This is a genomic window from Aeromonas sp. FDAARGOS 1411 (assembly GCF_019047125.1).
Lineage (GTDB): Bacteria > Pseudomonadota > Gammaproteobacteria > Enterobacterales > Aeromonadaceae > Aeromonas > Aeromonas veronii.
This window is the reverse complement of sequence record NZ_CP077214.1, coordinates 3,033,678-3,048,087: the sequence shown is the minus strand read 5'-3', so window position 1 is coordinate 3,048,087 and position 14,410 is coordinate 3,033,678. Positions and strand designations below refer to the sequence as shown.

Annotated in this window: 17 protein-coding genes; 12 read left to right on the top strand and 5 right to left on the bottom strand. The window is 56.8% G+C overall.

Going from position 1 to position 14,410, the window contains the following annotated elements:
- The first annotated feature begins 19 nt into the window (after positions 1–19).
- From I6L41_RS13635 to I6L41_RS13615, 5 genes are all read left to right on the top strand, one after another.
- Positions 20–757 (top strand): transporter substrate-binding domain-containing protein, encoded by a 738-nt coding sequence (locus I6L41_RS13635; protein WP_021230952.1) that lies wholly within the window; start codon positions 20–22, stop codon positions 755–757.
- Between the two features lie 3 nt (positions 758–760).
- Positions 761–1,411, top strand: coding sequence for an arginine ABC transporter permease ArtQ (gene artQ, locus I6L41_RS13630; RefSeq protein WP_064337352.1), 651 nt, complete (start codon positions 761–763; stop codon positions 1,409–1,411).
- A 3-nt stretch (positions 1,412–1,414) separates the two neighbouring features.
- Positions 1,415–2,077 (top strand): arginine ABC transporter permease ArtM, encoded by a 663-nt coding sequence (gene artM / locus I6L41_RS13625; protein WP_005348902.1) that lies wholly within the window; start codon positions 1,415–1,417, stop codon positions 2,075–2,077.
- Positions 2,078–2,298: 221 nt separating this feature from the next.
- A complete protein-coding gene (gene mdh / locus I6L41_RS13620) occupies positions 2,299–3,234 on the top strand; it encodes a malate dehydrogenase (protein WP_019445592.1) in 936 nt (311 codons plus the stop codon).
- Positions 3,235–3,629: 395 nt separating this feature from the next.
- On the top strand, positions 3,630–4,214 hold the full coding sequence (locus I6L41_RS13615) for a tetratricopeptide repeat protein (protein ID WP_026034955.1): 585 nt from the start codon (positions 3,630–3,632) through the stop codon (positions 4,212–4,214).
- 99 nt (positions 4,215–4,313) lie between these two features.
- Here the strand turns inward: I6L41_RS13615 and hmpA are convergent, their stop codons facing one another.
- On the bottom strand, positions 4,314–5,507 hold the full coding sequence (hmpA, locus tag I6L41_RS13610) for an NO-inducible flavohemoprotein (protein WP_216959463.1): 1,194 nt from the start codon (positions 5,505–5,507) through the stop codon (positions 4,314–4,316).
- A gap of 111 nt (positions 5,508–5,618) precedes the next feature.
- Here hmpA and I6L41_RS13605 point away from each other — a divergent pair, with 111 nt between their 5' ends.
- Positions 5,619–6,089, top strand: coding sequence for an Rrf2 family transcriptional regulator (locus I6L41_RS13605; protein ID WP_005340388.1), 471 nt, complete (start codon positions 5,619–5,621; stop codon positions 6,087–6,089).
- A 40-nt stretch (positions 6,090–6,129) separates the two neighbouring features.
- On the opposite strand, the gene I6L41_RS13600 is transcribed toward I6L41_RS13605, so the two are convergent.
- Both I6L41_RS13600 and ccsA read right to left on the bottom strand, forming a co-directional pair.
- Positions 6,130–7,410, bottom strand: a complete 1,281-nt coding sequence (locus I6L41_RS13600) for an HlyC/CorC family transporter (RefSeq protein WP_201988056.1) — start codon at positions 7,408–7,410, stop codon at positions 6,130–6,132.
- A 42-nt stretch (positions 7,411–7,452) separates the two neighbouring features.
- Complete coding sequence (gene ccsA / locus I6L41_RS13595; protein ID WP_005340390.1) at positions 7,453–8,241, bottom strand: inner membrane protein YpjD; 789 nt, start codon at positions 8,239–8,241, stop codon at positions 7,453–7,455.
- 202 nt (positions 8,242–8,443) lie between these two features.
- Here ccsA and ffh point away from each other — a divergent pair, with 202 nt between their 5' ends.
- The 5 genes from ffh to rplS all read left to right on the top strand — a co-directional run bounded on the left by ffh (position 8,444) and on the right by rplS (position 11,956).
- The gene (ffh, locus tag I6L41_RS13590) at positions 8,444–9,820 is read left to right on the top strand and encodes a signal recognition particle protein (protein ID WP_005357987.1); all 1,377 of its coding nucleotides are present in this window, start codon (positions 8,444–8,446) and stop codon (positions 9,818–9,820) included.
- A gap of 177 nt (positions 9,821–9,997) precedes the next feature.
- Positions 9,998–10,246, top strand: coding sequence for a 30S ribosomal protein S16 (gene rpsP, locus I6L41_RS13585; protein ID WP_005340392.1), 249 nt, complete (start codon positions 9,998–10,000; stop codon positions 10,244–10,246).
- Between the two features lie 24 nt (positions 10,247–10,270).
- On the top strand, positions 10,271–10,792 hold the full coding sequence (gene rimM, locus I6L41_RS13580; RefSeq protein ID WP_019445585.1) for a ribosome maturation factor RimM: 522 nt from the start codon (positions 10,271–10,273) through the stop codon (positions 10,790–10,792).
- A 34-nt stretch (positions 10,793–10,826) separates the two neighbouring features.
- Positions 10,827–11,576: a tRNA (guanosine(37)-N1)-methyltransferase TrmD gene (gene trmD / locus I6L41_RS13575; protein WP_005340400.1), complete on the top strand. Its 750-nt coding sequence runs from the start codon at positions 10,827–10,829 to the stop codon at positions 11,574–11,576.
- A 32-nt stretch (positions 11,577–11,608) separates the two neighbouring features.
- Positions 11,609–11,956 (top strand): 50S ribosomal protein L19, encoded by a 348-nt coding sequence (rplS, locus tag I6L41_RS13570; RefSeq protein ID WP_005313505.1) that lies wholly within the window; start codon positions 11,609–11,611, stop codon positions 11,954–11,956.
- A 108-nt stretch (positions 11,957–12,064) separates the two neighbouring features.
- On the opposite strand, the gene I6L41_RS13565 is transcribed toward rplS, so the two are convergent.
- Together I6L41_RS13565 and mutH are read right to left on the bottom strand one after the other, a co-directional pair.
- Entirely contained in the window at positions 12,065–12,388 is a 324-nt protein-coding gene (locus I6L41_RS13565) for an isoamylase early set domain-containing protein (protein WP_005348910.1), read from the bottom strand.
- 80 nt (positions 12,389–12,468) lie between these two features.
- Positions 12,469–13,143 (bottom strand): DNA mismatch repair endonuclease MutH, encoded by a 675-nt coding sequence (gene mutH / locus I6L41_RS13560; protein WP_042084339.1) that lies wholly within the window; start codon positions 13,141–13,143, stop codon positions 12,469–12,471.
- A 733-nt stretch (positions 13,144–13,876) separates the two neighbouring features.
- Between mutH and rppH the strand changes: the two genes are divergently transcribed.
- The gene (gene rppH / locus I6L41_RS13555) at positions 13,877–14,404 is read left to right on the top strand and encodes an RNA pyrophosphohydrolase (protein WP_005340421.1); all 528 of its coding nucleotides are present in this window, start codon (positions 13,877–13,879) and stop codon (positions 14,402–14,404) included.
- Positions 14,405–14,410: the final 6 nt, after the last annotated feature.

Genomic DNA, 14,410 nt, shown 5'->3' with positions numbered 1-14,410 from the left:
AATCGATAAGGAAGCTGTCATGAAAAAGAGTCTGTTGTTGGTTGCTGCCATGGGCCTGTTGAGTACCTCCGTCATGGCCAAAGAGATCAAGTTCGCCACCGAGGCCACCTACGCACCGTTCGAATACCTGGATGACAAGAACGAGTTTCAGGGTTTTGACATCGATCTGGCGCGCGCCATCTGCGAGCAGGCCAAGCTGGAGTGCAGCTTCCATAACCAGGCCTTTGACAGCCTGATCCCCAGCCTCAAATTCCGTCGCTACGATGCCGTCATCGCCGCCATGGACGTGACCCCGGAGCGCTCCGCTCAGGTCGACTTCTCCGACATCTATTACGAGAATTCGGCAGTATTCGTCGCCAAGAAAGGGGCCTTCAAGGGGCCGGAAGAGATGGTCGACAAGACAGTCGGCGTGCAGAACGGCACCTCCCACCAGTCCTATCTGGTGGATAACTGGGTGAGCAAGGGTCTGCTGACCGTGCCGTACGCCAGCTACCAGAGCGCCTTCCTCGACATGATGAATGGCCGTACCGACGGTGTGTTTGCTGATACTGCTGTCGCAGCCGACTGGCTGAAGCAGCACAAGGAGTATGCGGTGGTGGGTGCGCCGGTGACGGATGCCAAGTACTTCGGTACCGGCTTTGGCATCGCGGTCGCCAAGGGCAATCAGGAACTGCTGACCCAGCTGAACAAGGGGCTGGCCGAGATCAAGGCCAACGGCACCTATCAGAAAATCTTCGACAAATACTTCGCACAGTAAGCCATGTTGAGCCTGTTGTTGGATGCAGCCTGGATGACCCTCGGGCTGGCCTTGGCATCACTGGTCGGGGGCATGGTATTGGCACTGGCGTTCAGTGCCGCCGAGCTCAGCAAGCAGCGTGCGCTGGTGTGGCCGGTGGCCACCCTGACCACGCTGATCCGTGGCCTGCCCGAGTTGCTGGTGGTGCTGTTCATCTACTTCGGCTCGACCCAGGTGCTGTTCCTCCTCACTGGCGAGTATGTGGAGTTCAGCCCGTTCGCCTGTGGCGTGCTGGCGCTCTCCCTGCTGTTCGCCAGCTATGCGACCCAGACCCTGCGGGCGGCGCTCAATGCGGTGCCTTCAGGTCAACGGCTGGCGGCGCTGGCGCTGGGTTTGAGCAAGAGCCACATCTTCTTTCGCATCGTGTTGCCGCAGGCGTGGCGCCATGCCCTGCCGGGCCTCGGCAACCAGTGGCTGGTGTTGCTGAAAGATACCGCGCTGGTGTCGCTTATCGGGGTGAACGAGATGATGCGTCAGGCCCAGATGGCCTCGGCCAGTACCTATGAGCCTTTCACCTGGTATGCCGCCGCCGCCCTCATCTATCTGGCCATCAGTCTGGTGAGTGAATATGGCCTCGGGCTGGCTGCCCGCTACACCCGCCGCTACGGAGGCTAACTGATGCAAGAGTATCTCGTTACGTTGCTGGGCGGTCTGGTCACCACGCTGGAGCTGACCCTGTTCAGCCTGCTGCTGGGGATTGTGCTGGCGGCCCTGATGACCTGGGTGCTGGAGTTGCGCCTGCCGGTAGCGACCCAGCTGGTGCAGCTGTGGGTGCTGCTCTTTACCGGTACGCCGCTGTTGATCCAGATCTTCCTTATCTACTACGGGCCGGGTCAGTTCGAGTGGCTGAAAGCCAGCCCGCTCTGGCCGCTGCTCAAGCAGCCCTGGTTCTGCGCCGTGCTGGCGCTGGGTCTCAACACGGCGGCCTACTCCACCCGGTTGTTCAAGGGGGCGCTCGATGCCATCCCGGCTGGTGAGGTGGAGGCGTGTCGTGCGCTTGGTTTTAATGGCCGCCAGACCTTGTGGATGAAGGTGCGCCACGCCGCCCGTCATCTGGTGCCTGCCTACTCCAACGAGGTGATCCTGGTGCTCAAGGGGAGCTCCCTCGCCAGTACCATCACCATCATGGACATCATGGGGCTGGCGCAGGGGCTGAATGCCCAGACCTACGATACCCTGGCGGTGTTCGGGGTGGCTGGCGGGCTTTATCTGGCGATGAACGGATTGTTAACAATTGGTTTTCGCTGGTGTGAAAAACGGGCGCTGGCATTCCAATCCTGAGACCTTCAAATCTACCTCTTTATGGTAGGTAGAAGTGCAGAAAAACTGTGCTTCTCCTCCAACTTTTTGTATTTCTCTCCAATTTTTGCTCCCGCATGTTTCGTGGCTCACAGAACCCGTGACTGCAACTGTTATCAGATTGTTTTTTATGGGGGGATCCATTAAGGTTGGGCGCACAACAACAAACAACCTTAAACCTACGCTTAAACATGGAGTTGATCATGAAAGTTGCCGTTCTGGGTGCCGCTGGTGGCATCGGTCAAGCCCTCGCTCTGCTGTTGAAAAACCGTCTGCCGGCTGGCTCCGAGCTGAGCCTGTATGACATCGCCCCGGTTACCCCGGGTGTGGCCGTTGACCTCAGTCATATTCCTACCGACGTCGCCATCAAGGGCTTCTGCGGCGAAGATCCGACTCCTGCGCTGGTTGGGGCCGATGTGGTGCTGATCTCCGCCGGTGTGGCACGCAAGCCGGGGATGGATCGCTCCGACCTGTTCAATATCAACGCCGGTATCGTCAAGAATCTGGTCGAGAAGTGCGCGGCCACTTGCCCGAAAGCGCTGATCGGCATCATCACCAACCCGGTCAACACCACCGTTGCCATCGCCGCCGAAGTGCTGAAGAAAGCCGGTGTCTATGACAAGCGTCGTCTGTTCGGTGTCACCACCCTGGACGTGATCCGCGCCGAGACCTTCGTTGCCGCCGCCAAAGGACTGAACGTGGACAAGGTTCGCGTCAACGTGATCGGTGGCCACAGTGGCGTGACTATTCTGCCGCTGCTCTCCCAGATTGAAGGCGCCTCCTTCACCGCTGAAGAAGTGGCTGCCATGACCAAGCGCATCCAGAATGCCGGTACCGAAGTGGTAGAAGCCAAGGCCGGTGGCGGTTCCGCTACCCTCTCCATGGGTCAGGCGGCTTGCCGTTTTGGTCTCTCCCTCATCAAGGGTCTGCAGGGCGAAGCCAACGTTGTTGAGTGCGCCTACGTGGAAGGCAACGGCGAGCACGCCACCTTCTTCGCGCAGCCGGTACTGCTGGGCAAGAACGGTGTCGAAACCGTACTGGATTACGGCAAGCTGAGCGCCTTCGAGCAGGAAGCGATGGAAGGCATGCTGGCTACTCTGAAAGCCGATATCCAGCTGGGTGTCGATTTCGTCAAATAAGCGAGTCAACCGTGCCAACAAGGGAGCTTCGGCTCCCTTTTGTATTGATGAGATCCGCCCGGCAGGCTAAGGGGATGGGGGTTGGTGCCGATAACAGAGTGCAGCAGGAGATCCTTATGATGAAACCCCTTACCCTTCTCGTTCTTGTCGGTGCATTCACCGCGCCCCTCTATGGTGCCGAGGCGGTATCGGCTGCCGTATCGAGCGATGCGCCTGCAGCCAGTGTATCGGCACCGACCGCAAGCAGTGCTGCGGTGGCAACGGCCCCTGTCTCTGCTGCTACGCCTGCGCCCTCTGAGGCCGTCCCCATCTTGCTTCCGGCCGAGCCGGTCACACCCGTTGCCAGTAGTGGCGAGGGGGCCGCGCCGCTGCCAAAAGCGGCGGAACCTGCCGCTGTGGTGGCGCCTCCCGCACCTCTGGCCGCTGGCGAGTTGCAGGCGGTGCCACTCTATCGTCAGGACGAGCTGCTCAACTGGATTGAGCAGGGGCGCCACCTCACTCAGGTGAAGCAGGATCGCTGTCAGCTGACTCAGGATATCGAAGCGCGCGCCTCTGTGATGAAGATCCCGGCCTATCAATTCCTCTGGGGGGATATGCTGGCGTGGGGTGTCTGCACCAAATCCAATGCCGAGCTTGGGGTGCAATATATGTGGGAGGCGGCCAATCAGGGGTTGGCGCCGGCGCTGGAGCAACTGGGTCGCTACTACTGGAAAGGAACTTTGGTGCAGAAGGATCTGGTGCGGGCCGAGACCCTGATGCGCGAGGCGGCCAGCCTCGGTTTTCTGCGGGCTCGCATCGAGTGGGTCGAGATGCTGTTGCAGGGGATGGGCAGTCCGCTTGATTATGAGGACGCCTATCGCTGGCTCCATGGCTCCGTCATCGGTGACAAGGCGCTGCACCAGAAGGCGGCGAGTCTGCTCAACCGTCTTGGCAACAGGATGCCGGCCAACGTGGTGGCCCGCGCCAAGGCGATGCACTGATCCAAAAAAATGACCCACAGATCTGCACCTGTGGGTCCGGTTCCAGCCGCCGTGCCATGACAGGCCGGAGCCTCCCTATGTTATATGGCTGCCTGCGCCTTAGAGATCTTGGTGGGGGCCAAAAACTTCGTAATGGAGCTGCCCGACTGGCACCCCAGCCGCCAGCAGCTGCCGCTTGATCTCTTGCATGAAGCCGACGGGGCCACAGAAGTAGTAGTGGGCCTCTGGCGTGATGCGCTCCTTCACGGCAGTCAGATCCATGGTGCCGGCCAGATCGTAATCTTGACCCTGCACATCACTGGCCTCCGGCTCCCGATACCAGATCCGGCTCAGCAAGTTGGGATGCTGGCGGGATTTTTGCTGAATATCCTCCCGGAAGGAGTGTACAGCGCCCTGTTCGCAGGCGTGCAGCCAGGTGACATCAGCCTGATGGCCGTTCGCCAGCAGCTGGTTGAGCATGCTCATCATCGGCGTCACGCCGACACCAGCGGAGAGCAGTACCACCGGGGTCTGGCTGTCGGCTTTCAGGTAGAAATCGCCGGTAGGGGGCATCACCTCGATCTTGTCACCCGCCTGCAGGTGATCGTGCAGCAGATTGGAGACCTGACCCTGCGGTTCACGCTTGACGCTGATGCGGTAGTCCTGCCCGTTGGGGGCATCGGAGAGGGAGTACTGGCGGATCTCCTGATATTCCAACTCGGGGTGAACCAGCTTGATGCTGAGGTATTGGCCCGGTTTGAAGGTCAATACCGGCTTGCCATCTTCCGGCGCCAGCAGGAAGGAGGTGACGAGGGCGCTCTCGGCCCGCTTCTCCTTGATGATGAAGGTGCGGGTTCCTTGCCAGCCGCCATCCTGGCTTGCCTTCTCCTGATAGATCTCTCGCTCGCGGCCGATGAAGATGTCGGCCAGCACGCCATACGCCTTGCCCCATGCCTCCAGCACCTCGTCGGTGACCGCACTTCCGCCCAATTCTTTGAGCGTGGCCAAGAGATGACTACCTACAATGTGATATTGTTCCGGCTGGATCAGGAATCCGGTATGTTTGTGCGCAATCCGCTCGACCGCACCGGCGAGCGCTCCCAGATTGTCGATATTCTTTGCATACGCGGCGACTGCATTGAACAGGGCCAGCGGCTGGCCGCCACTGCGTTGGTGGGCCAGGTTGAAGATATCTTTCAGCTCCGGGTTATGGCTGAACATACGCTGGTAGAAGTGCTGGGTGAGGGCAGGGCCTGCCGATTCGAGCAGCGGAATGGTGCTTTTGATGACGGCAACGGTGGTTTGATCTAGCATAGGGACCTCGTTCTAATTGAACATATAAAATGTCATTTAATAAGTGGCATCCTAGATGTTTATTTGATTTGAATCAATACTCCACTTTTCGCATCGCGCTAATCAGGTTTTATGAGACTAACCAGTTATACAGATTTTGGATTGAGAGCCCTGCTCTATCTTGCCACCCTGCCGGAAGGGGAGTTGTCGAGCGTTGCCAAGGTATCGGCCCTGTATGGCGTTTCCCGCAACCACATGGTGAAGGTGGTCAATCAGTTGGTGAAGCTGGGCTATCTGCAATCCCAGCGTGGCAAGAATGGCGGTATTCGCATGGCTTGCGATCCCGCCACCATTAATATCGGGCAGGTGATCAGGGCGCTGGAAGGCAATCTGGACGGCATTGACTGCGGCTCACCCGCTTGCCACATCGTCTCGGTCTGTCTGCTCAAGAGTGCGCTGAAAGAGGCGATGGATGCGTTTCTGGCGGTGATGGACAGCTATACGCTGCAAGACCTGCTGGCCAACCGTGACGAGCTACAGAGGGTGTTTGGCGAGTTGATCCCGACGCTGGTGCTGGAGCCGGATGATGAAGATGAACAGTGACGATGAGCAATAGAAAAGGGCTGCCACTGGCAGCCCTTTTTCAATCTTGCGGATCCGACTCCGCCCGGTACGATGCCGGCATGATCCGCGCCATCTTCACCATGTTGTTCTCCACATCGAGGATCTCGATAGGATAACCGGCCAGCCGGATCCCGATGTTGGGCTGGGGTATCTCCTCCAGATATTCGAGGATCAGACCGTTGAGGGTACGCGGGCCGTCGATGGGCAGGTGCCAGTTCATCTCCTTGTTCAGCTCACGAATATTGGCTGAGCCTTCGACCAGATAAGAACCATCTGACTGGGGATGGATCTCGTCGCTCGGCGCTGGCGTCATGGAGGTGGTGAAGTCGCCCACGATCTCTTCCAGAATGTCGTCCAGAGTGATTAGACCCTGAATATCGCCGTATTCGTCGACGATCAGGCCAATTCGCTCCTTGTTACGCTGGAATTTGGCCAGCTGCACGTTGAGCGGCGTTCCTTCCGGAATGAAGTAGATCTCGTCCACTTCCCGCAACAAACTCGATTTGTTGAACTGGTCCCTGGCTACCAGCCGCAGGGCATCGCGCGCGTGTAAAAATCCGACAACGTCGTCGATATTGTCGCGATAGAGCAGGATCTTGGTGTGAGCGCAGTGGGCCAGCTGGCGCTGGATGCTCTTCCAGTCATCGTTGATGTCGATGGCGTAGATATCGCTGCGTGGCACCATGATGTCCTCGACCAGCATCTTGTCGAGATCCAGAATGCTCAGCAGCATCTCCTGATGACGCTGGGGGATCAGGTTACCCGCCTCATTGACGATGGTGCGCAGCTCCTCGGTGTTGAGGGAGTCATCCTTGTTGGTATTGATCTTCAGCATCTTGAGCAGGCCGCTGGTGATGCCGTTGATCAGCCAGACCAGCGGTGAGAGCGGCCCCATCAGCCCCTTGAGGATCCAGGAGGCGGGATAGGCGATCTTCTCCGGAAACATGGCGGCCAGGGTCTTTGGGGTCACTTCACCGAATACCAGCACCACCAGGGTCAGGCCGAAGGTGGCGATGGCGACCCCGAGATCACCAAACAGCCGGATACAGACGATGGTGGCGATGGCGGAGGCGAGGATATTGACCAGATTGTTGCCGATCAGGATCAGCCCCAGCAGGCGATCGGGGCGGGCGAGCAGCTGCTCGACGCGACGTGCGGCTTTGTGTTTGGTCTGTGCCAGATGCCGAAGTTTGTAGCGGTTGATGGACATCAGGCCGGTTTCGGCACTGGAGAAAAAGGCGGAAAGAAGGATCAAGATAACGAGAACAATCAGTAATGTACTCGTTGAGATGCTGTCCAAAAAGGGCTCCTGTTGGATGGTATGGCTAAAAGAGTATAGGTGTCAGCTCAACAGCACTTCTTTGACGAAGCGGCTGCCAAAGTAGGCAAGAGTCAGGATGAAGCTGCCAATCAGACTGAGCGTGATGACTTTGCGGCCGCGCCAGCCATAGGTGTGATGACCCCATAGCAGCAACACGTAAACACACCATGCCAGGATGGAGAGCACTGCCTTGTGAGACTTGCCCTGGGCGAACATATCTTCGAGGAAGAAGAGGCCGGAGGCGATGGAGAGTGTCAGTAGCAGCACCCCTGCAGAGATCAACTGAAACAGTCGTTTCTCCACCGTCATCAGTGGCGGCATGGCTGGCAGGTTGCTGATTTTTCGAGATTTAAGCTGCTTGTCCAAACAGGCGAGCTGCAGCGCAAACAGACAGGCGATCATCAATACCGAGTAGGCCATCAGGGCGAGGCCGATGTGCAGCAACAGCTGGGGGTGGGCCTCCAGATGGGTTATGTAGCGACCCGGGATCAAGGCGCTGGCAGCCAGCAACAGGGCCGAGAAGCTGTAGACCACCGGCAGCAGGATCCAGCCGTTGAAGCGGCGGGTTACGCAGGTCATGAAGCAACTGATGATGAGGCTGACCAGCGAGGCAACGTTGAGCATGCTCAGGTTCTGGCCGTAGCTCTGCAATACCTCTGAACCGAGGGCGCTGGCATGGGCGATCAGGGCCAATCCGATACAGGCAAACAGGGAGCGCTGTCCCACCGGCTTGGCGCTCAGTAACAGATGCAGGGAGGCGATGATGGCCAGCAGATAAAACGCCAGGGCCAGAACAGAGATTACGATCATAACCAGGTCGTTGTTGCACAAGCTTTTGAGGGTAAGAGGGGCAGTATACCTTGCACGAGAAGTGCTCGCCAGTTGTGCAACGGCCGATCTGCCCATATATAGGGAGAAGGTCCCTGCTGCTGCGGTGCGGTGAATAATCGTCCTCGCGCCCGCTCTGGGTTATAATGCCCCCAATTTATTACGCCAAGAACCGGAATCCGTCATGTTTGAGAATTTGACTGAACGACTCTCGCGCACCTTGCGCAATGTCAGTGGCCGTGGTCGCCTGACCGAAGACAATATCAAGGAAACCCTGCGTGAAGTCCGCATGGCGCTGCTCGAGGCGGATGTCGCCCTGCCGGTCGTGCGTGATTTCGTGGCGCGTGTCAAAGAGCGCGCAGTCGGGCAGGAAGTGGCCAAATCCCTGAGCCCGGGCCAGGCGTTCATCAAGATTGTGCACGGTGAACTGGTCACTGTGATGGGGGAGGCCAACGAACAGCTCAACCTGGCTGCCCAGCCGCCTGCGATTATCCTGATGGCCGGTCTGCAGGGGGCCGGTAAGACCACCACAGTTGGCAAACTGGCCAAGCTGCTCAAAGAGCGCAGCAAGAAGAAGGTGCTGGTAGTCAGTGCCGACGTCTATCGCCCAGCAGCGATCAAACAGCTTGAAACCTTGGCCAATGACATCGGTGTCGACTTCTTCCCGAGCGATGCCAGCCAGAAGCCGGTCGATATCGCCACCGCCGCCATCGATCAGGCGCGCAAGAAATTCTATGACGTGGTGATCGTCGATACTGCTGGTCGTCTGCACGTTGATAGCGAGATGATGGCCGAGATCCAGGATCTGCATGCCACCATCAAGCCGGTCGAGACCCTGTTCGTGGTGGATGCCATGACCGGTCAGGATGCCGCCAACACCGCCAAGGCGTTCAATGAAGCGCTGCCGCTCACCGGTGTCATCCTTACCAAGGCGGACGGCGATGCCCGTGGTGGTGCTGCCCTGTCGGTGCGTCACATCACCGGCAAGCCGGTCAAGTTTATCGGTATGGGTGAAAAGACCGATGCGCTGGAGCCGTTCCACCCGGATCGTCTCGCCTCCCGTATCCTCGGTATGGGCGATGTGCTCTCTCTGATCGAGGAAGTCGAGCGCAACGTCGATAAAGAGAAAGCGGCCAAGCTGGCCAGCAAGGTCAAGAGTGGCAAAGGCTTCGATCTGGAAGATTTCCGCGAGCAGCTGGCCCAGATGCGCAACATGGGCGGCATGATGGGGATGCTCGACAAGCTGCCCGGCATGTCCGGGCTGCCGGATAACGTTAAAGATCAGATGGATGACAAGCTCACCGTGCGGATGGAGGCCATCATCAGCTCCATGACGCCGAAAGAGCGTGCCCATCCCGATCTCATCAAGGGGTCCCGTAAACGCCGTATCGCAGCAGGCTCCGGCATGCAGGTGCAGGATGTGAACAAGCTGCTCAAGCAGTTCACCGAGATGCAGCGCATGATGAAGAAAATGTCCGGCAAGGGCGGCATGCGCAAGATGATGAGCCAGATGAAGAACATGATGCCCCCCGGTTTCGGTGGCGGTCGCGGCCCGTTCTGATCCGAGCTGCGTGTTGATGGGGGTCTGCAGTGGCAGGCCCCTTTTCATTGCCGCTCTGCGCAAAAAATGGCTGGCTTGGTTGCAATTATTACGAATCCAAGTAGAATTACGCGGCTTATTTTAAGCTAGGGTCCGCGTGTTTGCGGGCCTTGTTCATTAGATGTTAATGAGGACGATATGGTAACCATTCGTTTACAACGTGGTGGCGCGAAAAAGCGTCCGTTCTACCAGGTAGTAGTTTCTGACAGCCGTTGCGCCCGTGACGGTCGCTTCATCGAGCGCGTTGGTTTCTTCAACCCGGTTGCTGCTGGTCAAGCTGAAAAGCTGAACCTGGACCTGGCTCGTATCGAGCATTGGGTTGCTACTGGTGCCGCTGTTTCTGACCGCGTTGCCAAGCTGATCAAAGACGCTAAAAAAGCTGCTTAATCAGCCCAACGGTAAGGAGTTAAGGTGGAAAAACCTGTAGTTCTGGGCACCCTGGGTACCGTTTATGGCATCAAGGGCTGGCTTAAAGTGAACTCCTTCACCGATGTTGCCGAAGCGATTTTCGATTACAACCCCTGGCTGATTAATCAGAACGGGGTGTGGCGTGAAATCCGGGTTTCATCCTGGAAACGTCACAACAAGGGTCTGATCTGCAAACTCGATGGTATCGATGTGCGCGAAGATGCCCTGGCATTGACCAATGTCGAGATTGGCGTCCCCGCCGATCTGTTGCCTGCGTTGCCTGAAGGTGAGTTCTACTGGCGTGACCTGATTGGTTGCTCCGTGGTGACCACCAAGGGATACGACCTGGGCAAGGTGACCGAATTGATGGAAACCGGCTCCAACGATGTGTTGGTGGTTGAGGCCAATGTAAAAGATGCCTTTGGTGCAAAGGAGCGGTTGATTCCGTTCCTGGAAGAGCAGGTGATCAAGAACATTGATCTGACTGCTCGAACAATCGAAGTTGATTGGGATCCTGGTTTCTAGTTTCCCGCGCTAACACGGGTGCCGGAGGTTTCTTATGTGGATTGGGGTTATTAGCCTCTTCCCTGAAATGTTCCGAGCCATTACCGAGCACGGGGTAACGGGTCGGGCCGTCAAGAGTGGCCTGCTGCAGATTGAGTGCTGGAACCCCCGGGAGTTTACCCACGACAAACACCGTACGGTCGATGATCGTCCTTATGGTGGTGGGCCCGGCATGTTAATGATGGTTCAGCCGCTGCGTGACGCGATTCATGCAGCCAAGCAAGCGGCGGGAGACGGGGCGAAAGTCATCTATCTCTCTCCTCAGGGACGCAAGCTGACTCAAGCGGGCGTAACCGAGTTGGCGACGAATCAGAAACTGATTCTGGTAGCCGGTCGATACGAAGGTATCGATGAACGCGTGATACAAACCGAAGTCGACGAAGAGTGGTCTATCGGGGATTACGTGTTAAGTGGTGGCGAGTTGCCTGCCATGACCCTGATCGATGCGGTTTCGCGTCTGGTACCCGGGGTTTTGGGCGATCAGGCCAGTGCCGAGCAAGACTCCTTTACGGATGGCTTGCTGGATCATCCCCACTATACTCGGCCGGAGGTGTTGGATGGATTGGCGGTGCCCGAGGCGCTGACAAGCGGCAATCACGAAGTGATTCGACGCTGGCGTCTCAAGCAGTCGCTCGGACGAACCTGGCAAAGAAGGCCGGAACTTATTAACAACCTAGCTCTGACTGACGAGCAAGAATCACTTCTTGCCGAGTATGTCCGCGAAGTGCGTGACAGCGTTAAGTAGAGTTTTCAGTTTATCCTAGGTAAGGAAAGACAATGAGCAAGATTATTCAGCAGCTTGAACAAGAGCAACTGCGTACCGACATCCCGGCTTTTGCCCAGGGCGACACTGTACGTGTTCAAGTTCGTGTTAAAGAAGGTGGTAAAGAGCGTCTGCAGGCTTTCGAAGGCATCGTTATTGCCAAGCGTAACCGCGGTCTGCACTCTGCTTTCACCGTTCGCAAGATCTCCAACGGCGAAGGTGTTGAGCGTGTATTCCAGACTCACTCTCCGCTGATCCACAGTGTAGAACTGAAGCGTCGTGGTGATGTTCGCCGCGCCAAACTGTACTACCTGCGCAACCTGTCCGGCAAAGCTGCTCGTATCAAAGAGAAGCTCAACTAATTCGATTCGAATTGGTGTCGGTATGTCGGCAAATAGCTCGACAGGTAGTGAAAAGGCTCGCCAATGGCGAGCCTTTTTTGTATCCGTCTATTGGCTATCTGGGAGCCGTTACTGGATGACCCGAACTACCGAGTTGTCGCGCCCGAAGGGGCCTGGCACATAGTCATCCGCTGCCCAGTCATTCTCGTAGAGGGTTTCCCCTGCCGGTGTGATGAGCTGGTAGCAATATTCGAAGTATCCCGGGCCGTCGGTCGGCAGATTGAGGGTGGCTTTGAACTCGCCGCTCTTCATGCGTTTCAGCTCGACCGGTTGCCACTGGGTGAACTCGCCGATCAGCATCACCTGTTCCGCTCCTGCTGCCGCCTCTTTCTCTACGGCAAAGGTCACCTTGACCTCGGGCTTGGACTTCAAAAACTGTTTGATCAGTGGCATGACGCCTCCTTGTCTGTGAGTTAAAAATGGCTCCTGTCTATTTTTATACCACCATATGACAAAGATGTTGATAAGGCAGATCAAGTCGGCAAGGCAAAATAGCGTTGCAGCAGACTGTGGGTGAAGTCGATCTTGAGATAGAAGCCGCGGGGCAGGGTCATGATGGGTTGACCATCGCGGCCGATGGCGCGAGTCAGCGCCTTGTTGTTGGCCGCCTTGGGCCGCAGTTGCATCACCTGGCCGTGGCGTGCGCTGATCTGCTCCACTTCTCCCAGCACTATCATGTCCATCAGCTCCTCCCAGTCCTGACGCAGTAGCCGATCTTCCTCTTCATTCGGGCTCCACATCAGCGGCATGCCGACCCGCCGCTCACCAACCGGGATCTCGCGACTGCCTTCCACCGGGATCCAGAGCACCCGGGAGAGCTTGTTGCGCACGTTGGACTCCTCCCAGCGTTGGCCGCTGACGCCGATCAGCGGGGCGACGCAGACGAAGGTGGTCTCCAGCGGTTTGCCTTGAGGATCCACGGGGATCGTCTTGAGTTCGATCCCCAGCTCCGGGAAGTCCTGCTCCGGCTTGCTCCCTGCGCTGGCCCCCAGTTGTAGCTCGATCAACTGACCGACCCACCCCTTGTCACGGCGCAGGTCTTTGGGCACTGCGACACCAGCCTCGGCGGCCAGCTGCGCCAGCGTGAAGCCGGCCATGGCATAGGCGCGGCTCAATAACTCCTGCTCGGATTGGGGATTGCTTGGCATAGTTGGCTCCATCTTGCTCGCCATATTCTAACAGGGGAGGATCCCGAGAAGGATCGCTGTTTTTATAACCGATCCTGAGTGGATAAGATCAAATGCAGAGAATTTGGGGGCTATCAGTTCATCATTATGATTTTAAAGGGTTTTGTCTGTTTTATCGAGCAGTAAGCCAGGTCTGGTTTGACCTCGAAATAGTTGTCCAAGGGTTTGTGCATGATGTTACACACAGTTATCCACAGAAATCTTGGATAAGTGGATGAAAGTGGGTGGAGTCGCTGATATGTTACAAAAAATTGTGAATGCCACCCCATTTTTACAGGGTAAACGGGGTAGATATTGTGCCACTCCTGTGGATAATTTCGCCGCGGTGGATCTTTGAACAGTTGAACTTGTTCACAATCCGGATCATGGATCTGACTCTTGGGGGAACATGGATCTAGATCCAGTTGTTTTATCTCAAGCTTATAAAAAATAATGATTTTTTATATCTTATGTCGCGTGGTGATACGGAGAGGCACTTTTCGCGTACAGTTAAAAAGTACTGTATATACCCGTTTGCTAACAGCTTTATGCACAGCCTGGGTGGGCAACTTGGGAGCGCGGATCCTTGGATTTGTTTATAAGTATGTTTGAAATTGAAAGTTATTCATGAAACAGGGGATTCACTCCTTGTTTGCTGCCACGGAGTGAATGTGGAACAATCTCCTTATAGATTCAGCCTTTATAAGGTGATCACGTGATTGATGGCGACGGATTTCGTCCCAATGTCGGTATCGTGATCTGTAACCGTGAAGGACAAGTGTTGTGGGCTAAACGCTATGGGCAGCACTCCTGGCAGTTTCCGCAGGGGGGGGTTGATGATGGTGAAACGCCAGAGCAGGCCATGTATCGAGAGCTGTATGAGGAGATTGGCCTCAAGCCCGAAGATGTGACCATCATGGCCACCAGTCGTAACTGGCTAAAGTACCGTTTACCCAAACGTCTTGTCCGCTGGGACAGTTCACCGGTCTGTATTGGCCAAAAACAAAAATGGTTCCTGTTACAGCTGAATTCGGGCAAGGAGTCGCGGATCCAGTTCGGCTGTCATGGCCATCCCGAATTTGACGACTGGCGTTGGGTCAGCTTCTGGTACCCGGTGCGTCAGGTCGTCTCGTTCAAGCGGGAGGTTTATCGCCGGGTCATGAAAGAGTTTGCCCCGCTGGCGATGCCAGTGCCGGCAGTGCAGGTCAACAAGAAGGATGGGCGGCGCAACCGCGCCCGTTAAGGAGCA